Annotated in this window: 21 protein-coding genes and 1 tRNA gene; 5 read left to right on the forward strand and 17 right to left on the reverse strand. The window is 35.4% G+C overall.

The annotated features are described in order from the left end of the window. Positions 1-139: 139 nt before the first annotated feature. The 4 genes from serB to DR980_RS03930 all read right to left on the reverse strand — a co-directional run bounded on the left by serB (position 140) and on the right by DR980_RS03930 (position 5,257). On the reverse strand, positions 140-1,378 hold the full coding sequence (serB, locus tag DR980_RS03915) for a phosphoserine phosphatase SerB (RefSeq protein WP_113633964.1): 1,239 nt from the start codon (positions 1,376-1,378) through the stop codon (positions 140-142). 162 nt (positions 1,379-1,540) lie between these two features. Further along, positions 1,541-2,773: an ATP-dependent Clp protease ATP-binding subunit ClpX gene (clpX, locus tag DR980_RS03920; protein WP_113633965.1), complete on the reverse strand. Its 1,233-nt coding sequence runs from the start codon at positions 2,771-2,773 to the stop codon at positions 1,541-1,543. An 86-nt stretch (positions 2,774-2,859) separates the two neighbouring features. Next, positions 2,860-3,534: an ATP-dependent Clp endopeptidase proteolytic subunit ClpP gene (gene clpP, locus DR980_RS03925; protein WP_073351820.1), complete on the reverse strand. Its 675-nt coding sequence runs from the start codon at positions 3,532-3,534 to the stop codon at positions 2,860-2,862. 397 nt (positions 3,535-3,931) lie between these two features. Further along, positions 3,932-5,257 (reverse strand): trigger factor, encoded by a 1,326-nt coding sequence (locus DR980_RS03930; RefSeq protein WP_113633966.1) that lies wholly within the window; start codon positions 5,255-5,257, stop codon positions 3,932-3,934. A gap of 440 nt (positions 5,258-5,697) precedes the next feature. Here DR980_RS03930 and DR980_RS03935 point away from each other — a divergent pair, with 440 nt between their 5' ends. Both DR980_RS03935 and DR980_RS03940 read left to right on the forward strand, forming a co-directional pair. Next, a complete protein-coding gene (locus DR980_RS03935) occupies positions 5,698-6,357 on the forward strand; it encodes an AbiV family abortive infection protein (protein WP_113633967.1) in 660 nt (219 codons plus the stop codon). Positions 6,358-6,520: 163 nt separating this feature from the next. Further along, a complete protein-coding gene (locus DR980_RS03940; RefSeq protein ID WP_113633968.1) occupies positions 6,521-7,021 on the forward strand; it encodes a hypothetical protein in 501 nt (166 codons plus the stop codon). 178 nt (positions 7,022-7,199) lie between these two features. Here DR980_RS03940 and DR980_RS03945 read toward each other — a convergent pair. Further along, a tRNA-Glu gene (locus DR980_RS03945) sits at positions 7,200-7,271 on the reverse strand. Between the two features lie 393 nt (positions 7,272-7,664). On the opposite strand from DR980_RS03945, the gene DR980_RS03955 reads away from it, so the two are divergent. The 3 genes from DR980_RS03955 to DR980_RS03965 all read left to right on the forward strand — a co-directional run bounded on the left by DR980_RS03955 (position 7,665) and on the right by DR980_RS03965 (position 9,393). Further along, positions 7,665-8,657 carry a phosphotransferase gene (locus tag DR980_RS03955; protein ID WP_113633970.1) on the forward strand — a complete coding sequence of 331 codons (993 nt, stop codon included), beginning with the start codon at positions 7,665-7,667 and terminating at the stop codon, positions 8,655-8,657. Between the two features lie 108 nt (positions 8,658-8,765). After that, positions 8,766-9,137 carry a hypothetical protein gene (locus DR980_RS03960; protein WP_146779213.1) on the forward strand — a complete coding sequence of 124 codons (372 nt, stop codon included), beginning with the start codon at positions 8,766-8,768 and terminating at the stop codon, positions 9,135-9,137. A 76-nt stretch (positions 9,138-9,213) separates the two neighbouring features. After that, positions 9,214-9,393, forward strand: a complete 180-nt coding sequence (locus DR980_RS03965) for a hypothetical protein (protein ID WP_113633972.1) — start codon at positions 9,214-9,216, stop codon at positions 9,391-9,393. Positions 9,394-9,585: 192 nt separating this feature from the next. Here the strand turns inward: DR980_RS03965 and DR980_RS03970 are convergent, their stop codons facing one another. The 12 genes from DR980_RS03970 to DR980_RS04025 form a co-directional block, all read right to left on the reverse strand. Continuing rightward, on the reverse strand, positions 9,586-10,404 hold the full coding sequence (locus DR980_RS03970; protein WP_113633973.1) for an MOSC domain-containing protein: 819 nt from the start codon (positions 10,402-10,404) through the stop codon (positions 9,586-9,588). A gap of 266 nt (positions 10,405-10,670) precedes the next feature. Continuing rightward, the gene (locus tag DR980_RS03975; RefSeq protein ID WP_113633974.1) at positions 10,671-13,361 is read right to left on the reverse strand and encodes a multicopper oxidase domain-containing protein; all 2,691 of its coding nucleotides are present in this window, start codon (positions 13,359-13,361) and stop codon (positions 10,671-10,673) included. Positions 13,362-13,369: 8 nt separating this feature from the next. Further along, complete coding sequence (locus DR980_RS03980) at positions 13,370-15,904, reverse strand: heavy metal translocating P-type ATPase (protein WP_113633975.1); 2,535 nt, start codon at positions 15,902-15,904, stop codon at positions 13,370-13,372. Positions 15,905-15,984: 80 nt separating this feature from the next. Beyond that, positions 15,985-16,545 (reverse strand): helix-turn-helix domain-containing protein, encoded by a 561-nt coding sequence (locus DR980_RS03985; RefSeq protein ID WP_113633976.1) that lies wholly within the window; start codon positions 16,543-16,545, stop codon positions 15,985-15,987. Positions 16,546-16,547: 2 nt separating this feature from the next. After that, positions 16,548-17,279 carry a DUF3347 domain-containing protein gene (locus DR980_RS03990; protein ID WP_113633977.1) on the reverse strand — a complete coding sequence of 244 codons (732 nt, stop codon included), beginning with the start codon at positions 17,277-17,279 and terminating at the stop codon, positions 16,548-16,550. Positions 17,280-17,357: 78 nt separating this feature from the next. Next, complete coding sequence (locus tag DR980_RS03995; RefSeq protein ID WP_113633978.1) at positions 17,358-18,167, reverse strand: hypothetical protein; 810 nt, start codon at positions 18,165-18,167, stop codon at positions 17,358-17,360. Between the two features lies 1 nt (position 18,168). Continuing rightward, on the reverse strand, positions 18,169-18,696 hold the full coding sequence (locus DR980_RS04000; RefSeq protein ID WP_113633979.1) for a heavy-metal-associated domain-containing protein: 528 nt from the start codon (positions 18,694-18,696) through the stop codon (positions 18,169-18,171). Positions 18,697-18,702: 6 nt separating this feature from the next. Further along, a complete protein-coding gene (locus tag DR980_RS04005) occupies positions 18,703-19,173 on the reverse strand; it encodes a TlpA family protein disulfide reductase (protein WP_113633980.1) in 471 nt (156 codons plus the stop codon). A 20-nt stretch (positions 19,174-19,193) separates the two neighbouring features. Then, positions 19,194-20,069, reverse strand: coding sequence for a DUF3347 domain-containing protein (locus tag DR980_RS04010; RefSeq protein WP_113633981.1), 876 nt, complete (start codon positions 20,067-20,069; stop codon positions 19,194-19,196). A 154-nt stretch (positions 20,070-20,223) separates the two neighbouring features. Further along, positions 20,224-20,595, reverse strand: coding sequence for a hypothetical protein (locus DR980_RS04015; RefSeq protein WP_113633982.1), 372 nt, complete (start codon positions 20,593-20,595; stop codon positions 20,224-20,226). Between the two features lie 86 nt (positions 20,596-20,681). Continuing rightward, entirely contained in the window at positions 20,682-21,026 is a 345-nt protein-coding gene (locus DR980_RS04020) for a phage holin family protein (protein WP_113633983.1), read from the reverse strand. A 53-nt stretch (positions 21,027-21,079) separates the two neighbouring features. Beyond that, positions 21,080-21,838: an alpha/beta fold hydrolase gene (locus tag DR980_RS04025; protein WP_113633984.1), complete on the reverse strand. Its 759-nt coding sequence runs from the start codon at positions 21,836-21,838 to the stop codon at positions 21,080-21,082. Positions 21,839-21,906 lie beyond the last annotated feature (68 nt).

The following is a 21,906-nucleotide window of genomic DNA, read 5'->3' on the forward strand; positions in this document are numbered from 1 at the left end:
GAATAAAACTGAATTTAAAAGGAATGAGCCCGATACAATATCGAGCTCATTATTATCAAAATTAATTATAAATTTGTCTAAACTTTTGGGGGCAGTCTAATTTTGGCACAGCCCTTTTTATTTTTTTTAATTATATAATTTATTCCTCCTCCATCATATCAATATGCCTGTCGTGGTATCCTAACAGGTATAAAACACCGTCGAGTCCTAAGCTGGAAATAGAACTTTCTGCTTTTTCTTTTACTGTAGGTTTGGCATGAAAAGCAATTCCTAAACCTGCTAAATTCAACATCGGCAAATCATTGGCGCCATCACCCACTGCAATAGTTTGATTGATGTGAATGCCTTCTTTATCGGCAATGGCTTGAAGATATTCCGCTTTCTTTTTACCATCAACAATTTCACCAAGATAGTTACCCGTCAATTTTCCGTCTTTGATTTCCAATTCGTTAGCGTGAACGTAGTCAATCCCTAATTCTTTTTGCAGGTATTTTCCAAAAAAGGTAAATCCTCCGGACAAAATAGCTGTTTTATAGCCGTAATATTTCAAGGCCTTCATTAAGCGATGCGCTCCTTTGGTTATTGGAAGATTTTCAGCAACATTTTGCAGTACGTCCTCGCTCAAACCTTCTAGCAAAGCCATACGTTGCTTGAAGCTTTCGCTAAAATCAATTTCGCCGTTCATCGCTGCTTCTGTAATTGCTTTTACTTGCTCACCCACACCCGCCAACTCAGCCAGTTCATCAATCACTTCCGTCTGTATCAAGGTCGAATCCATATCAAAACACACCAAACGTCTGTTTCTTCGATACATATTGTCTTCCTGAAACGAAATATCCACATCCAATGTTCTGGAAATTTCCATAAAACTGGCCGTCATAAACGTTTTATCTACAATCGTGCCCGTAACTGATAATTGTATGCAAGAACGCGGAAACTCCTCTTTCTCCAAAATAGAAACCCTGCCGGTTAATCTTTTGATTGCGTCAATATTTAAATTTTGGTTAGACAATATTTTAGTGACCGCCGCCAATTGAACTGCTGTCAGGGTTTCGCCTAGAACATTGATGGTATAGCGTTGTTTGCGTTGCCCTTTGACCCATATTTCGTAATCGGGAATAGAAATTGGTATAAACTTCACTTTCACGCCCAATTCATAGGCTTTAAACAATAAATCTTTTAGAACAGGCCCTGAAGAGGAACCCGCTTTTATTTCAAATAAAATACCTAGAGAAAGCGTATCATGGATATCTGCTTGACCAATATCCAGAATAATGGCATCGTAAGTCGCCAAAATGGATGTTAAACCAGCAGTAACTCCGGGTTTGTCCTGACCTGAAACTTTTAGTAAAATTACTTCTATTTCGTCTGTTTGCATGCTATGTTTATATGATTTAGAATAGACAAAAATCGACAATCTGACGTTGATAAAAAAAAATATTGCTCCTTTTTTCAAACAATAACAAATAGTGTAATTTCCCCATAAAAAAACCTGCCCAAATGAATGAACAGGTTTATATTTTTAAGAAAAATGCATTTTTTACGATGCTATCTCCAAACGTTTCAATAAATTTTTATTCAACGTTTCTTTGGCGTATTCCACGTCAATTTCTAAGATTTTGTCTTCAGAACTTGGTAATTCATACATCGCATCGGTTAAGATAGCTTCACATAAAGAACGCAATCCACGAGCACCTAATTTGTATTCTAATGCTTTATCCACAATAAAATCTAAGGCTCCATCTGTGATGGTAAAAGTTACTTCATCCATCAAAAACAATTTCTCGTATTGTTTGATTAACGCATTTTTAGGTTGTGTCAAAATTGCACGCAAGGTTTCTCTGTCTAAAGGATCCATGTGTGTCAAAACTGGCAAACGACCAATTATCTCCGGAATCAATCCAAAATCTTTGATATCTTTTGGGATAATGTATTGCAACAAATTGTCTTTGTCAATGTTGTCCACATTTTTTGAAGTAGAATAACCAACAGCCTGACGGTTCAATCGTTTCGAAATAATTCTTTCGATTCCATCAAAAGCACCACCGGCAATAAACAAAATATTCTGAGTATTTACCTCAACAAATTTTTGGTCCGGGTGCTTGCGTCCTCCTTTTGGTGGCACATTCACAACCGTTCCTTCCAGTAATTTCAATAATGCTTGTTGCACTCCTTCACCAGAAACGTCACGCGTAATAGACGGATTGTCGCTTTTACGAGCAATTTTATCTATTTCGTCAATGAATACAATTCCGCGTTCTGCTTTGGCAACATCATAATCAGCAGCTTGCAAAAGACGCGTCAAAATACTTTCGACATCTTCCCCAACATAACCTGCTTCAGTAAGAACAGTCGCATCAACAATAGCTAAAGGCACATCCAACATTTTTGCAATGGTTTTAGCTACTAATGTTTTTCCTGTTCCTGTTTGTCCCACCATGATGATGTTACTTTTTTCAATCTCAACCTCATCGTCTAATTGCTGTTGCATCAAACGTTTGTAGTGATTGTAAACCGCAACCGACATTACTTTTTTAGTTTGGTCCTGTCCAATTACATATTGATCCAAGAACGCTCTGATTTCTTTTGGTTTCTTCAAAATCAAATCTCCAACCAGTTTTGAACTTCCGCTGGATTTTAATTCTTCTAAAACAATTCCGTGTGCCTGTTCGATACATTTATCACAAATATGTGCATTGATTCCAGCAATCAACAATTGGGTTTCTGGCTTCTTTCTTCCACAAAACGAACATTCTAATACTACTTTTGCCATTCTTTTTTTGTTTAAAGTTTAAAAAGTTTAAAGTTTAAAGTTCCCGCAGCAACCTTAAACCTTAAACCTTAAACTTGTAACTATTTTTATCCTCTTATTAAAACCTCATCAATCATTCCGTATGCTTTTGCTTCTTCAGCAATCATCCAATAATCACGTTCACTATCAGTATGAACTTTATCAAAAGTTTGTCCGGAGTGGTGAGAGATAATTTTGTATAATTCATCTTTCAGTTTCAACATTTCACGTAAGTTTATTTCCATATCAGTAGCAACTCCTTGCGCTCCGCCTGATGGTTGGTGAATCATTACTCTTGAGTGTGGCAATGCTGAACGTTTTCCTGCAGCTCCTGCACATAACAGTACCGCTCCCATAGAAGCTGCCATTCCGGTACAAATTGTTGCTACATCTGGTTTGATGTATTGCATCGTGTCATAAATCCCTAATCCTGCGTAAACGCTTCCTCCTGGAGAGTTCAAATAAATTTGAATATCCTTAGAAGCATCGGCGCTTTCAAGGAACAATAACTGTGCTTGAACGATGTTTGCGATTTGGTCATCAATTCCTGTTCCAAGGAATATAATTCTGTCCATCATCAATCTGGAGAAAACGTCTAATTGTGAAATATTCAACTGACGTTCTTCAATGATATATGGAGTCATGTTTTTAGGAGTCATTGCGCCTACGATTTTATCGTAATACATGGAGTTTACGCCGTGGTCCTTTGTAGCAAATTTTTTAAATTCTTTACCGTAGTTCATATTTTTTTGTTCTAAGTTTTACGTTATATCTTGTGATTCCATTTAATGCAAAGGTCATACCTCTTTATAAATGATGTCAATATGTCTTATTTTTTAGCCCAGATGGGAGTAAAAAGCTTTTTGAATTCCGTTTTTTAGTTTTTTTATTCTTGCAAAGCGACTAGAAGAAGCTCTTGCAGGAATTTAAAAAACAGAAACGGAAGAAAAAACTTGAAACGTACAGCTGGATTAGCTCCTGAAATTAATTCAAACAAAAGAGCGCCAAAAAATATTTTTTCTGACGCTCAAATATAACTATTTTTTATTGTTTCGTATCTGTAATCAAATCATAAAATTTTAATAATCTCTCGCTCTTAGGGCTATTGACTTTGAACTTTACGACCGTACAAACTCCTATTTATTCTCCGTAAGAAGCAGCAATAAATTCTTCGTAAGTCACTTCTTTAGTAGTAGGATTTGCTTTTTCTTTAAACAATTCCAATAATTTCTCAGCAACAACTTGGTCAGAAAGTCTTTTCACTTCGTCTTGGTTAGACAAAACTCTAGCTACAATTCCTTGAACTTCTTCGTCAGTAGGATTTGTTTGCCCGAATTGCGCCATTTGTTGACGGATATTTTTTGTAGTGAATGTTTTCAAGTCTTCAAAAGTGATTTTGATATCAGATTGAGCCATTGCTCTACCTTCGATCAATTGAAAACGCAATCCTTTTTCAGAACGTGCATATTCAACTTCAGCTTCCTCAGGAGATAATTTTTTCTCACCTACAGTTTGCAACCATTTTTTAAGGAATTCAGCTGGTAAATCAAATTTTGTGCTTTCGATTAAGAACTCAGTAACATCACCTAATAATTTTTGGTCTGCTTGCTGTGCAAATTGAGTTTCAGCATCTTCTTTGATTTTTGCTTTCAATTCTTCAAGTGAAGAAACAGTTCCAGCTCCAAACAATTTATCAAACAATTCTTGGTTTAATTCTGCTAATTCAGCAGTGTTGATAGCTTCGATTGTGAAAGCAACATCAACATCTAAACCGTGAACGTCATCATGACTTACTTTCATCACGTCCATCAATTGGTGGTCGTCTTCAAATAAACCTTTAGTATTTACAGTCACTACATCCCCTACTTTTTTACCTATAAACAAGTCAAAAGTCGCTTTGTCTTTGAAAAGATCAGCAGCAATAGTGGTAGCGCTATTAATTCCTTTTTCTTCGTTAGTGAATGTTCCTGTCACATCTGAATCTGCAGCAACAACCTCTTGAGGAATTGCAGTTCCAAATTGTTTTTGGATTCTTTCCACTTGACCATCGATTAATTTATCGTCAGCAGTAACCACATATTTCACGATGTCGTTTTTAGCATCTAAGTCTAAAGTGAAGTTTGGAACCAATCCAATTTCATATTCAAAAACCAATTCTTCAGCATCCCAAGAAAAATCTTCGTTTACTTTAGGAAGTGGCGTTCCAAGAAGGTTTAATCTTTCAGATTGTACGAAACGCTCTAGAGCTAAATCAACAACTTTCTGAACTTCTTCTTGTTTAATCCCTTTACCGTATTGTTTTTCAACAAGATCTTTAGGCACCGCTCCTTTTCTAAATCCCTTAACAGTTGCCAAAGGCATTTTTTCGTTTATTCTTTTTGCAACTTGTCCTTTGTAATCCATGTGAACAACAGTCATTACAATTGTTTCATTCACAGCGTCTATTGCTACTCTTTTGATATCCATCTTCTTCTTTAATTTACATAATAAAATTGGGTTGCAAAATTATAAAATTTTTGCAACCCAAACAAGCTTTTTAATACTGAACCTTCGGGATTGAATTTTAGGCAGTTATTTGACAAAATCATAGGCCGAAAAAGGAAAATAATTTGGGCGTGTCCCTGCAGATTGCTTCGTCGTTCCTCCTGGCAACTTTGGGCCAGCTGTTCGTTACAAACGAAGTTCACTGAACTCCGCTAAAAATTAAAAATATTGTGAAGTAATCTTCTATTGCGCTTCGCTTCATAAAAGGATTTTCACTGCCATCCTTCACGCGGCTTGGAGTATTCAATAATATAATGTTGTTTTGATAATTTATAAGATAATTATTATATATTTGAAATTGAATATTGTGCGATAATTATAACACATGTAAACAAGTTATCTGCAACATTATCCTCAAAAAAATGACAAAGCCAATTACCAAATACAAATTCAAAAAGTTGGCCACTGAGTCTTTAAAAAATGGCTTGAGGTTGCATTTTGATTCAATTTTGCTTTACAGGAGTAAATCATATCCTTCTGCGCTTCAGTTATCGATTCTTGCATTAGAAGAAATAAGTAAATCTTATTGGATAGAACATTATTACGATAGTTCTGTTACAAATACTGGATTCCCAGATGTAGAATTTGAGCAATCGTGGCTAAAATTATTGTATGTACATACAAAAAAGCATCAAGCATTTGTCGGTTGGGGATGGTCTATGCAATATAAAGAATCATTTGTTGATTCTTTAAGAAATGGAGATATAGACAAACTGAAACAAACCGCTACATATGTTGGGTTAGAGAGATTAAATCGTGGAATTGACACTAAAGGTCGCATATCAACTCCTGAGAAAATAAAAGCCAAAGATGCTAGAAAAATGATTTCCGTAATTAATGACCATTTATTGGACAGATGTGAAATGAAATCATATTATGGCTATGCTTATCAAATTCAAGAAAAAGATGATGTTCTAACTGAAAATGTTGTTCTTAGAATAAATAGTTGGGGACATAATAGTGGATTACGGAAAGATCCTCTCTTTAAAACTCATCTTAAAAGGGCAACTAAACAAAAATAAAGTCTGCAGATAACAACGGTTTTGCCGGATTTGGGTTTTAGGCTTAATTTTAAGTTGGTCTTGTACTTGAATAAAAAGTGATAATCCGAAAGATAAAACTGAATTTAATCCCAAAACCCAGCAAAGCTGCGAGGGCGTTGTGTGTAATTATAAAACCTAAAATATGAAAAGATTAAACTTGATGTTTATTATGCTTATTTTCTTGCCGAATTATATTTTTTGCCAAGATATTATAGATAACTCTAAAGTAAAAACAAATTCTGGAGAAGTAAAAATTCCTGGGAATTGGGTGCAATTAAATAAAATGGATGATTCTGGTCAAACTTATCTAAAAAATAAAGAAGGAGTAATTATAGCAATCGCTCAAAATCCTAAAAATAAATATTCTTTTTTTAAAAGTAATGCTTCAGATTTTGAAAACGTAAAATTGTTTTATACTTGGGATTCTGACTATTATAAAGAGAATAAATTCAAAACAGAAAAGATTAAAGAAAATCCTGAATTAGAATATATAATTTGGAAGTATAACGACAAGAAACTCGATAATGTATTTCTATTCGGCTCGTCTAAAAGTAATTTTTTAAATCTTCTTGTTTATACTAATACTTGGAGCGAAGATGAAAAGATAATTTTTTTAGAAAATCTATTTAAATTAAATAATTAACTACACCCCAGCTCCGCAAACTGTTCATTCAAAAAATAAATTTGTCATTGATGCCGCGCAAACGTCTCTGACTTTGTGCCCACAATAATGAGCAAATAATAAAACAACAGCCAAAACCAATAAAAAAAGCCTCGAAAAGTAATTTTCGAGGCTTTTTAAGATAATTGTTTATGAGTTGTAGCCCGTAGCGGAATCGAACCGCTCTTACATGGATGAAAACCATGCGTCCTAACCGATAGACGAACGGGCCATTTTCATTGTTTCGGGTGCAAAAATAGCACTATTTTTGAGATGTACAAAGCCAAACCCAAAATCCTTCCAATAAAAATAGTCACTATTGCATTCGTAAATTGTAATCAATTCATAGCTAGTACCTACGAATAATACGATTGTTTTTTCAACAAGCTGATTTTTCAAAGAACAAATCTAAAACCTAATGATAAGTTGCCGTTTGTGAACGTAAAGTGTCCTTTTAAAGAATAAATTCCTCGTAAATACTAATAAATTTGCGCTTTTTAAAAAATCATCTTATAAACAACAAATTCCATTACCAATCCAAACTTTAGAACATTTATTATTGATTGTACTTTGCAAATCTAAAGGATAATGTAGATTTGTAATCTGCGTATTCAATTAAATAAAAATGACACAATTCCCCGTTACAACCTCAACAATTTCAGCCACAGCATTAGGGCAATTTATTTCAAAACAATACAATCTGAACAAAAACTGTACGTGTCAATTGTTTCGAACAGGGATAAATCACACCTATTTTATTACGGACAACGAAACAAAATATGTATTGCGGGTTTACTTTTACAACTGGCGTTCTAAATCCCAAATCGAGGAAGAAATCAAGCTGTTGCTTCTCCTAAAAGAAAACAATATCAGTATCTCTTTTCCTATTGCAGACAAAAAAGGCGAATTCATACAAGATATAAACGCACCGGAAGGAATGCGTCACGCCGTACTTTTCTCCTTTGCCGAAGGAGAAAAAATACGATTCATGAATGCTGCGACTTGTTTCTCTATTGGTTCGCTCTTGGCAAAAATCCATACAATAACTGCCAACAAAAGTATTGAGCGTATCAATTATGATGCGAAAACTTTGGTTCAATTGCCATATGAATATGCAAAAAGCCATTTTTCTGAGTCAATAGCGGAAATGCAATTCGTGAAAAAGCAAAGTGAAAAAATAAGCAAAAACTTTGAAGAAATAGACTTCAAAAAGGTCACAAAAGGAATTGTTCATTTGGATATTTGGTATGACAATATGAACGTTACAGACCAAAACGAAGCAACCATTTTTGATTTTGATTTTTGTGGTAACGGCCTGTTGATTTTTGATGTTGCTTATTTCTGCAAACAACTATTCCATATTGAAGTCAATAAAGACGAATACGAACTAAAAGTTCAAAGTTTTTTAAGTGGATATCAAAACATAAGAACACTCTCTGAAGAAGAAATAAAAATGATTCCTGCTGCCGGAGCCGCCATTTGGATTTTTTATCTTGGCGTACAATCGCAACGATTTGATTGGTCCAATATATTTCTGACTGAAAACTACCTAAAAATGTATATCGGAAAAATGAAATCTTGGATTGACTATAATGATTCGAAAGAAATCAACCAATAACTCGAATCTATACAATATTCCTAATCCAAAAATAAATATTATTTTAGCCACAAAAATCTAACGAAAACTAGGGACGTTATACAACACAGCAATAATTAAACGAAATAGATGACAAAGTATTTTAAATATCTCCTTTCTCTCTTTCTGGCTTTTGGCTTGATGGTGAATGATGGTACTTTAGATGCTCAGTCACATTCAGCAGATTATTATCAATTCTCTAGCGTAATTCTCAGAAGAGAATCGAACTACAAGGATTCGAAATTATATGCTTTCAATACGATAAATTCGGCTGAAAAAACTACATACCTATTTCAGTTAGCCTTTCTACAATTTCAAGATAGTTACAGTCTTCAAATTCCGGTTCTTCTAAAATTACAAACGCTGCTTTATCAAAAAGTAAGCTTATTTGCAATGCAACACATCTTCATAAATGAGATGATTACTTCCCGGAATTCCTATAAAAATTTATACACAGCCTAGAAATTTCTTTCTACGCATTTATGCAATTCCCTGCATAAGGATGATACCAAATGTCTAATCATTTATCATTTACAAAATGTATAAACACAACAACAAAGCACGTTTAGAGCAATCTAAACGCCCTATTCATTGGGCAAAAAGAAAAATTATGTTGATTATTACCGCCTTTATGATAGGAATGTCAAACGGAATGAATGTGGGAGATCATACGATTCACGGAAATCAAAACCACACGGAACAACATAAAAAAGATTGATTTGATTGTTCCGAAACACATTGCGCAACGCTAATGATTTGAAGTTTTTTTTTAAAGTAGAATAGTATTAAAAGATGGGTTACTCTGCGTAGTTTCCCGACTTTTTAGCTATTTCAATAAGCAACAAATTTGAGTAATAAATCGGAAAATTTAGCAGGGGATTACACCACATTCTCGAAGCAAAAACGAAATTTAAATAGAACTCAAAACATCAATAGTATCACCAACAGCAACAAGACCAGTTCCAGAACCTATCAAGTTTTGTCCAAACAACACGCTATTCCCTACTGTCCTATATTTTGCCAAAGTCAGCAAAGGATCTTTTCCTGAGGTCTTGCCTTTTTCTTGGTCTATTGTTGTCATGACACATCTTCCGCAAGGTTTCACTCCAAAAAAAGTCAATTCACCTATTGTAAATTCTTTCCAAGATTCTTCTTCATAAGCTTCGCCGCCAGTAAAAACAAAATTAGGTCGGAACCGATTCATCGGCAGTGCTTCCTTCAAACGGGAATTCAAATCATCCAATGACGATTGACCAATCAACAAAAAAGGATAGCCATCCGAAAAAGAATTAATATCAGACTCGGTAACTGCATATTCAGCCTCCACTTTTCGGTGACTTTCTTCGGGCATGTAAACTAAACGAGCCGAAAAACCCAATAATCGGGAAAACCAATCTGAAACAACCGAATCTACTTCATACGCTTGAATGGAATCCTCCCAAACCGTCACATCAATTTTAGTTTCGGCTTCCGAAAAAGATTGTTCCAACGGAAATTGTATCGTTTCTAATTGCACCCGATGTGTAATCTTCAGAAAATCCCCTGTAATTGCAGGTTGAAAAAGAGCTAATTCCGGATGTTCCCTTTGCGATAGAAACGTTCCGTTTTCATCAATCAAAAGCCAACGGCGGTCGTGCTCCAAGCCTCGATCGGTCACATGAGCTTCTTGCAATTTAATTCCACCTAATGATTTTACAGGATAAATCCAGATTTCTGAAAGTTGTAACATAGCACTATATTTTTCTCAAAATTACAAAAACAAAGTATTCTACCTGTAGTGTCTAATTCAGTTTGTTTAATTTTTTAACCACATAGAAACATAGATTTTACAATTTTGAAAAGCGTTTCACTTTTTTAGAGAAAACTATAGCTATGTGAACCCAATAATTGGACTATACGACTCTTTTTTTTCTATATTTCTATGTGGTTCAATTTTTTTATTTAAGATTATTTGAAACTTTTATTAACTACACCCAACGGTTAGTATTCCGTTTTTTAATAATTCAAACTCAATCCAAAACCCATTCCCATATCACTGTCGTAATGCGTAGTAATTCCAAAATTTCTTTTGACGATATACCGCAATCCCGCCATGTATTCGTTATCCGTATTCCACATTAAATTCATACGCAATCTTTTGGAAACCGGAATATCCATGCGTTCAAATTGCAACCTGAAATTCCCGTCGGTGTACACTTCGGCTTGTGCTTTAATGAGCATTGGCAACGTATATTCGACTCCGGCACTGAAAACGGCACGATTGTCTTTGGTATTGGTTTGGCCAAAAAGATTCTCTTCCATTTCTCCCATTTCCATTTTTCGATACCTCCAGTCAAAACCAATGAACGGCATCAGCCATTGCATTTTCCCGATGTATCGTCCAATGTGCGTTTCGGTTTCATAACCGTGATGTTTGGTGTAGCCCAAACGCCATTCGGTACCAATGCTCCAACGTGTGTTTTGAATCATCAACATTCCATCGTTTCCATTGGTGGCAAAATCATTTTCGGCCATCACATGAAAAGCTCTGTCATCAGCGAATAATTTGCGTTGCGCTAATTTTGGATTTGGAATCAAAGGATTTGGCTCTTGATTTTCATAACTAAAAACCCTGCCCATTCCCGCCATCATGTGATAGAGAATGTGACAATGAAAAAACCAATCCCCTTTAACATTTGCATTAAACTCAATCGTATCGGTTTCCATCGGCATAATATCGATGATATTTTTTAGTGGCGCGTATTCTTCTTTTCCGTTCAATACTCTAAAATCGTGTCCGTGCAAATGCATCGGGTGACGCATCATGGAACCGTTGAAGAGTACAATTCGGACATTTTCGCCTTTTTTAATTAGAATTTTATCCGTTTCCGAAACTACTTTATTGTCCAGACTCCAAACATAGCGATTCATGTTTCCTGACAATTCAAAACGCAATTCTTTTACTGGTGCGTCTTTTGGAAGCGTTGTTTTAGTTGGTGATTTTAGCATCGCATAATTCAAGGTCGTGATTTCTGAAAGTTCATTACTGTTATAATCAGCTTCGGTCATTTTCATACCTTCTTTTTTTGGAGAAGAGTCATCCATTTTCATTTTTCCCATGTCATGCGAAGAATGATCCATTTCACCTTCTTTTTGAGCTTCACCTTTGATTGTTGCAGGACCAGTAATCTCTGGATACATCACCACGTTCATGTCCATTTGATTCAGTGACATTTTCATACCCATATCATCTAAATCACCATTCATTTTCATCATCCCGTTCATCATTTTCATACCTTCAAAATACTTTAATTTAGGCAAAGGCGCAATCAATTGCTTGATTCCATCTCCCAAATACAATGATGCGGATTTAGTTCTATCTTCCGAAGTGACTAAAAATTCAAACGCTGTTTTGTCCGCAGGAATCTTCACAACAACATCATACGTTTCAGAAACAGCAACAATTAATCGGTCGACTTCAACAGGTTCCACATCATTTCCGTCACTGGCAACAACGGTAATTTTTCCTCCGGCATAATTCAACCAAAAATAAGTAGAAGCACCACCATTGGAAATTCTCAAACGTACTTTATCTCCAGCCTTAAACTTCCTCACCCCCGACTCCTCTCCAAAGGAAAGGGGAGAAGAAACTCCATCTATTTTACTTTCATTTTTCCCGTTGATCAGGAATTTATTATAATATACATCACTGACGTCCATAGCGTTCATTCGCTTCCATTCGTTCGCAACTTTTGTCTTGAAATGTCCCGCTTTTATAGCCTCAGAATAGCTTTGCGTGGTTCCTTTTTGAATCGCAAACCAGTCTGTCGCATTGTGTAACATCCGATGTACATTTTCCGGTTTCAAATCGGTCCATTCGCTTAGAATTATTGGAACGGTTGGTAAATCATCAATTCCTGCTCTAAACGTTGGGTCTTCGTTTCTTTTATTCATCACAAAAGAACCGTACATCCCAATTTGCTCCTGTAAACCCGTATGACTGTGGTACCAGTGCGTTCCGTGTTGAATAATTGGAAACGTATATTTATGCGTAGTTTTCGGCTTGATGGGCATTTGAGTCAAATTAGGCACGCCGTCTTCTTTATTTGGCAAAAACAATCCGTGCCAGTGCAACGAAGTATCTTCATTTAATTCGTTATGCACATAAATTTCGGCAATATCGCCTTCGGTAAACGTAAGTGTTGGCATCGGAATTTGTCCGTTTACGGCAATCGCTCTTTTGGGCGTATCACCAAAAGTGACAATCGTATCCCGAACATACAAATCATACCGAACAGTTCTGGGCGGGGTATTTTTAACTATTCTTTTAGCAGGCTCTGCTTTGAGTTTACTGTTATCTGCGGGAACATTTGTATGATTTTGATCCAAATCATCACTTGTTGCTTTAGTGTTAATATCGGTTGCTTTTGCAGGCACTGCTTTTTTTACAACTGCTTTTGGCGCTTGCTTTTTTGGAACAGATTTTTTTACCGATTTTGCTTTTTCCTTAATCAAATCCATACCACATTTGAGGCATTTTCCTGGTTTATTGGCATGAATCTCAGGATGCATTGGACAGGTATAAGTTGTAGGCTGGGTCTGAAGAATCTCTAATTTTTTAGAAATACTTCTATCATTCTTATTTTCCGCTCGCACAAAAGGTGAAATAAGAGTCAGGAATACGATTAATAATATGGTACTTTTCATGTTTTTATTTAAAATTTTAAATTCCTCAATCGCAACGCATTTGCAATTACAGAAACGGAGCTGAAACTCATTGCCAAAGCCGCAATCATTGGCGAAAGCAAAACGCCAAAAAACGGATACAAAACGCCCGCTGCAATTGGAATTCCCAACACATTATAGAAAAAGGCAAAGAATAAATTTTGCTTGATATTTTTCATCACCGCATGACTTAAGTTTTTCGCTTTGACAATGCCTTGTAAATCGCCTTTCACTAACGTTATTTTAGCACTTTCAATAGCCACATCCGTTCCGGTTCCCATCGCAATGCCAATATCGGCTTGCGCCAAAGCCGGAGCATCGTTGATTCCGTCGCCTGCCATCGCTACAATTTTTCCTTCAGATTGTAGCCGTTTAATTTCCTTGAGCTTGTCTTCAGGCAAACAACTCGCTTTAAACGAACTTAAATTCAATTGTGTCGCCACTGCTTTTGCCGTATTTTCGTTATCGCCCGTTAGCATGATTACCTCAACTCCCTGACGCATCAGTTCTTTTATCGCATCGACACTTGTTGCTTTTATGGCGTCAGTGATTGATACAAATCCAATAGCAATTCCGTTAACTGAAATATAAGAAACTGTTTTCCCTAATTTCTGTTCGACTGTAATTTGATTTTCTAATTCCGCCGAAACTGTTGCATTAACTTGCTCCATCAATTTTTTATTTCCTAGCGCCACTTTTTTATTCGACACCGTACCAATAACTCCTTTTCCAGAAACCGCTTCAAAATCCTTGACTTCGATTAATTCAACTTTTTTCGCTTTCGCAAAATTGACTACGGCTTGCGCCAAAGGATGTTCGCTGTATTGATTCAAGGAAGCGATGTTTTGCAACAAAGAATCTTCGTCATTATTTAAGGAGAATACTTTTTCAACAGAAGGTTTTCCTTCGGTGATTGTTCCTGTTTTATCTGTAATCAGAACATTTACTTTGTTCATATTTTCCAGTGCTTCCGCATTTTTTATCAAAACTCCAGATTGTGCTCCTTTCCCAACGCCAACCATCACTGACATGGGTGTGGCTAATCCCAAAGCGCACGGACAAGCAATAATCAATACGGCAATCGCATTAATAAATCCGTAAACCAGTGCGGGTTCCGGTCCGAATTTTGCCCAAACAAAAAAGGTAACTACAGAAACAATTACCACTATCGGTACAAAATATTTAGCAATTCTATCCGCTAATTTTTGGATTGGTGCTCTGGAACGACTGGCGTCATTTACCATTTGCACAATTTGTGAAAGCAAAGTTTCCGAACCTACTTTCTCCGCAATCATCACAAAGGATTTATTTCCGTTTATGGTTCCTGCTATAACGGAATCATCTGTTTTTTTATCAACAGGAATAGGTTCTCCTGAAATCATCGATTCATCAATCGTACTTTCTCCATTGGTAATTTTTCCATCCACAGGAATTTTATCTCCCGGTTTTACACGCAACAAATCTCCCTTTTTGATGTCGTGAATTGAAATCACTTTATCAGCTCCTTCGATAATCAAAGTGGCTTCGGTTGGTGCTAATTTTAATAATTCTTTAATCGCTCCACTAGTTCTACTGTGTGCTCTAGCTTCTAACAATTGACCTAATAAAACCAAAGTCAATATCACCGTTGTCGCTTCAAAATAAAGATGAACGACTCCATTATGTGTTTTAAATTCGTCCGGGAAAATAGTAGGAAAAAATAACCCAACCAAACTAAACAGAAAAGCTACTCCAGAACCAATTCCGATAAGGGTAAACATATTGAGATTCCAAGTAATAATGGATTTCCAAGCACGCTCAAAAAACATCCAACACGCATAAAAAACGACAGGAAGTGACAAAATCAGTTGCACCCAATTCCATTTTGAAGCATCCATAATTTTCATTAATGGATTATTCGGAATCATATCTGACATGGCAATGATGAAAATAGGAACCGTAAAAATTACAGCGATTTTCATTTTATGCACCAAGTCATCATAAACCTTATTTTCTTCGCTGTCGGTTGGTTCCATTGGCACTAAATCCATTCCGCAAATGGGACAAGAACCAGGACCTTCTTGGATAACTTCAGGATGCATGGGACAAGTGTACATTGTCTTACTATTTGCTATCGCTACTTCTTTAACCAAATCCATTCCGCAAACGGGACAGTCTCCAGGTTTATCATACACCTTTTCACCTTCACAGTGCATAGGACAATAGTATTTACCTTGCGCAGTAGCGGGTAAAATTACGATTGGTTTCTCTTGATTTTTATTCGAACTGCAACATGACTTCTCGATTGGTTTTTCAGTAGTTCCAAGAGAATCTCCTCCATTATTCATTGCAATTGTGTAGTTTCCGGCTGTAGTTAAAGCCTCTTGTAATTGAGTAGTTTGGATATGTGTATCCATTGTTATTGTAGCTCTTGGCGGATCCAAAGTAACTGTTGCTTGAATTCCATCAATAGCATTTAATGTTTTTTCCACTTTGGAACGACAACCGTCGCAAGACATTCCTGTGATTGTATAGGTATGTTTCATAATACTCAAATTTTGATACCACGAATTTCCGACTATACCGTCATTCCCTTATTACACAATTTTGGAAAAGGTTTGCGTGATTACAAATCATCGATTTGCTTTCTCGTTTTTACTTTCAATCGCTTAAAATAAGTAGGCGTAAATCCAGTAGTTTTTTTGAACTGATTGCTCAAATGTGCCACATTGCTATACTGAAGCTGAATGGCGATTTCGCTCAAAGTCAACTCATCATATGTCAATAACTCCTTAACTCTTTCTATCTTTTGAGCAATAAAATAATGCTCAATTGTAATTCCTTCTATCTCCGAAAATAAATTGCTCAAAGCACTATAATCCTGTGCTAAATCATTTGCTAAATAATCCGATAAATTGCTGTTTAACACATTATTTTTATTGTAAACCAAATCAATTAGCACTGTTTTTATTCTTTCTATGGTAATGTTTTTTTTATCATCGATTAAATCAAAACCCAAAGAACGTATGCTTTTGAGCAAATCCCTCTTTTGAGTTTCGGTACATTCCGTTTCTAATTCGACTTCTCCAAGCGTAATTGAAATGGCATGAAGTCCGAGTTTTTCTAGCTCAGACTTCACTGCCATTAAACATCGGTCACACACCATGTTTTTAATGTAGAGTTTCATGATTATTTAACAGCTCCAATTCTTCTGCCACAATTCAGCATCTCCGAACCAAAATACGGATTAATCACATCTTTAGTTTCGCTGATCCAGTATCCGGTTTTTCCTTCTCCGTACATTGGACAATAATCCTGATAAACCGTTTGTTTTGTTCCAAAGGTTTTAATTAAACCAAAAATATCTTGGCTCAATAACGAAAAATATTCTCTTTGGTGCTCCATTTTACCGGAATTATCACCAATATGTTTGACATGTGCTTTGGCATCATCCACAAAAGCATTGTACTTATTTTTAGATTTGGTATCTACAGAAGTTGTGCTCGAACTATTCAAAGTCGTTAACAAATTTTTTGCTGCAACGGCAGCTCCATTTGAATCATCTTTCGTTAACGCATTTTTGATGTTGAGGTAATTCGAAACAATTGCATCGGTTGGGAAAGCAGTTTTGCTCACATTTCCAGTTGCAGTAATGGCACTGGATTCTTCGTTAGCAACAGCAACAGGAGTTGCTTCATTATCAGCAGCGGTTGTTTGCGCCACTTTCTCAGTTAATTCCATACCACATTCTGGGCATTCACTTCCCGCTGTACCAGTAACTTCGGGATGCATCGGACAAGCATATAGTTCAGCCGATTTTTCTGTTTTTTCAGAACTGACAGCGGTTTCTTCTTTACTTTTTTGGTTACAAGAAACCGTCATAAAAGCCGTTATTACGGACATAAATAGTATTTTTTTCATCGTATTTTTTTTATAATTACAAATTGCTTTTTCTTTAAAACCAAATTATTATCTTTTATAAATATAACCCTTCTCCATTTACTTTATGATATTAAAAAAATTATATTCTAAATTCAAATAAATTCCGTTGGGTGCTGTACGCATCATAGAACTCATTAATTCCCTTCTGTAAGCCAAATCCAAACGTGCTTGACTGTTGAAAATAAATTGAATTGCGGGAACAACATCAAGGTAGGATTTTCCATTTTCATTGATGGTCTGCCCAACAAATTCTATCATAAAGTTGATATTCGTTTGTTTAAAATTCGTGTATTTTTTGGGATACATCAGTTTGCCAAAAGACAAGGAATAATTAGTGGCATTATTGCCCAACTCACTTGGAAAAGGATAATTAGGTTGATTATCAAATGCCTTTTCAAAACTTAAAGAAGAACTAATTGCTACTTTCTTTATCAATTTTGTAGCGACTAATCCTGTTTCAAAACCCGTATTCTGACCCATGATTTCAATTTGGTCCTGATGAATATCCGAATTGTTAAAACTATACCTTCCAAAAGCTGCCAAACGAAAATGACTGTTTAAATCATCTGTCGAGAAAAACCGATATTTGGCATATAAACCAGCTCCCTCAGCAGCGAATTGATTGTTTCTATTACTCAGAAATGCGGAAGCCCTAATCATCAAATTCTTATTTAAACCATAGGTCACTTCCGGCATCAAATGGTAGTTGAATCCATTCTCAAATTGCTGTTCAAAAACGGATTGTGAAACTCTCACACTAAGCGAATTTGCAGGCACATTACTGGCAGGATCCGTAACCACGAATAATTCCTGCGCCTGCATTTGAGCAACCATTAAAAATAAGATTACAAAACGTAAATGATTCATATTAGTTTGTTTTCAAGTGGAAATTATTCTGATTTTCCAATAGGTAAGTCGGATATTTTGAAAATATTTTTAGTGTTTTCTTGTACTCTTTTTGAGTAACAAAACCCTTGTCTACTACTTTAAATTTTGTTTCGCCATTCAATATCTTTGACTTAACATCTACAAAAACAAAGGTGTCATTCCCTTTTTTCAATGTTAGATTATCTTCAATTTTAAAATTCTCTAACGCCATCGTTACCACCATGGAACCCACAAAAAATCCCGCTTTTTCGACACTTAGTTTTAAAGTTTCAGGACTTAATGTGTTGTTTTTCTTTAAATAAACGGTAAACGTATTGGTATTCAAATCCGTACTAACGCTGTCAACTTCGGTCATCGCTTTTAGCTGCTTATTAATCGCATTGGAACACATCGAACAGGTTAAACCTGTTGCCATTATTTCTGCTTTTGTTATTTGAGAATAGGATTGTATACTTGTCATCAAAAACAAACAAGCGATACCTATGAATTTTAGATTTAGATTTTTCATTTTGCTTTAATTTTTTATTTGCATTAAAATTTGCTCTTCTGTAGGATTGATAGCAACCAGTTTTCCTGATGCATCAAAAAGATAAGCACTTGGCAACTGTTCTACGCCAAAAAGCAGTGCTGCTTTAGCATCAAAACCTTTTGGATCACTCAATTGCTCATATTCTAATTTGTCTTTTTGAATGGCATTCATCCATTTTGTTTTATCTGTATCAAGCGATATTCCAACAATTTCGAATTTGTCATTTTTATGCTGATTGTAAAAAGGAACCAACTTTTTATTGGCTATTCTACATGGCGCGCACCAAGAAGCCCAAAAATCAATTAAGACCGTTTTCCCTTTTAGCGAAGCCAAGTTTATAGTTAACTCTTTATTGTTTTTAAGTTGAAAATCAGGCAAACTGTGTCCAATTTTCATTTGCGCAGTAGCAGTCGAAATACTGATTATTAAACTGAATAGCAGCACTATTTTTTTCATTTTATATTCCTTTTAAATACTTATTGAATCGTCTCAATTGTTTTTCCGCAAGTCATCATTTGGGAACCGTAATAGGGATTTCTAACTGCATTTTCTTTGCTTAACCAGTTTGCACCTTTACCGTCATTTGCCATTGGGCAAAACTGAAGATAAACCGGAGTTTCATATTTAGCCACTTTTATCAATTCATACATCGATTTTGAAAGTGGAATGAAAATTTCTCTTTGACGTTTGATGTCTAGAGTCTCCGAAATATTCTTGGCACCAGCCATTAAACCTTTCATTTCTTTCATCCAAATCATGTGAACATCCATCGCAAGCTCATCCATTTTTACTGCATTTAATGCTGTAAGAACTTCTTTAGCTATAGTAGCAGCAGCTTTTCCGTCAGTTTTTACCAAAGCATCTTTCAATAAGAAATAAGTATCAAACACAACTTTTAGTTTAGTATCCACTTGTTGTTTTGCAACTGCAGCATCAGAATGATTGGCGTGATTTGCATGATTTTCAGTAGTAGTAGTTTCCATTTTCATTTCTGTTGAAACCGCAACTTTAGCTTCTCTATCATATTGACAACATCCATGTAATTCATCATAAGTAGCATCCGGAGCAAGAAATTTATTGCTGTCGTAACCGGCTAAAGCAATACGTTTCAAAATTTCGTCTTGGCTCGTTTTAGTGGAATCATAGTTAAGTGTAGCCATTTTAGTGTCTTTATTCCACTCGACTTTCGCCACTTTTTTCAGGTTTCCGGCAATTTCTATCTTGCTTTTACACATGTCACAGTTTCCGTATATTTTAACGGTTTCTGTCTTGCTATTTTTAATTTGCGCGCTTGCAATTGTAACTGAAAGCAATAGGATTATTGCCATCAATATTTTTTTTATTGAGTTCATTGTATGAATAATTTTGAAGTGAATCAGTCGCAAAAAACATTGAAACAAATAGCATATTTAGCTACATTTCAAATTGTATCCGACTAAAATTTAATGATTGTTAAAGCATAATTTGCTTTGAAAAAGACAGTTTTCAGGCTGTCACATAAAGAATTTAGCTTATTTTAGGTGGAAGCCAAATAGAACGAAAATGGGAAGAAATAAACATTTCCGAGTAATAATAATTTTGTTTTTCAGTAGAAAAACAAAAAACTTGCTTGTTTAATTCGGTATAAAACGCCGAAGTTAAACCCAAATGAAAGGCTGAACTACCGCAAGAAACATTCTTACAAGCGCCATTACAGCCGTCATGCGAACTTTCATTCGATTTTTTTTCTTTCTTGCAACAGTCTTTCTGCTCCTTTTTTGAAGAAGATTCTTTTTTGCAACAAGACTTGTCTGCTTTTGTTCCACATGCAAAAGCTACGCTTGGTGTCATAAAGAAACCAAGCATAACTAATAACAATATGTAAAACTTTTTAGACATAGTATTGTTTAAATAAAGTACAAAGGTATAAATTGAACACAAGTAAAACCGGAATTCAATCATAAATACGTGTTAAAAACAACCTTTTATTTTCCTTCGCCTAATATTCCATTCATTATAGACTGCAAAACTGACAAAATAATACTAAAAAACAAGGCGGTCCAAAACGTGTCAACGCTAAATCCTTCCACAATTTTTGTACACAACAAAATCATTAATGCATTGATGACTAATAAAAACAATCCTAAAGTAATGATGGTAACCGGCAAAGTTAGTATTACCAATATTGGTTTGATAAATATATTAAGTAACCCTAGAACAATGGCTACAATTAATGCCGTAGTAAATCCCGCCACATGAACTCCCGGCATAAAGTTCGCAATAAGCAATACTAAGCCCGAAGTAATAAGAATTTTGATCAGTAAATTCATAATTTTATATTTTAAGATTTAATAAATGTAGTAAAAATTTAAATCTGATTAATTTATTTTAAAAAGGAAGTGACTTTTTGATAGAAATCGGATGGGTTTTCGGCATGAAGCCAATGTCCTGCATTCGGGATTGTTTCAATGCTTGAATTTGGGAAATGTTGCTTTATGTTTTCGAAATCGCTGTCTAAAATATACCTTGAATTTCCACCACGAATAAACAACGTTGGTTTTTCGAAAATAGAATTCTCGGGTAACGGAATTCCTATTTCATCCATTTTTGTATTAAAAACTGCCAAATTGAATCGGAATGCTAATTGCCCCGGCTCTTGCCAATATAAATTTTTCATTAAGAATTGTCTGTTTCCAAAATCAGGAATATACTTTTCCATAATTTGTTCAACATCACTTCGGCTTGGCTTTATTGAAAAATCAACTGCGTTCAATCCTGCCAAAATATCCTGATGGTGTTGTGGATAAAATTTGGGTCCAATATCAGCCACAATCAATTTACTCACTAATTCCGCATGTGTCGTTGCCAAAAGCATGGCCACTTTCCCGCCCATCGAGTGTCCTATTATATTGATGTTTTCTAAGTTATGAGCTTTGCAATACTCGTAAACATCCTGCACCATGATTTCATAACTAAACTCTTCTGAATGTAAGCTTCGTCCGTGGTTGCGTAAATCGAGAACATGAACTTGAAAATCAGTTGCAAATTGCGTTCCGAGTGTTTTCCAATTATCTGACATTCCCAGAAATCCGTGAAGAATTAAAAGTGGTTTCCCTGAGCCTTCTATTTTTGAAAAAAGCATATAATTTTAGATTTTAACGTTATAATTTAAATTACAAACCATTAACAAATTAAGGTTATTAAGCTTTA

Source organism: Flavobacterium psychrolimnae, assembly GCF_003312425.1.
GTDB lineage: Bacteria > Bacteroidota > Bacteroidia > Flavobacteriales > Flavobacteriaceae > Flavobacterium > Flavobacterium psychrolimnae.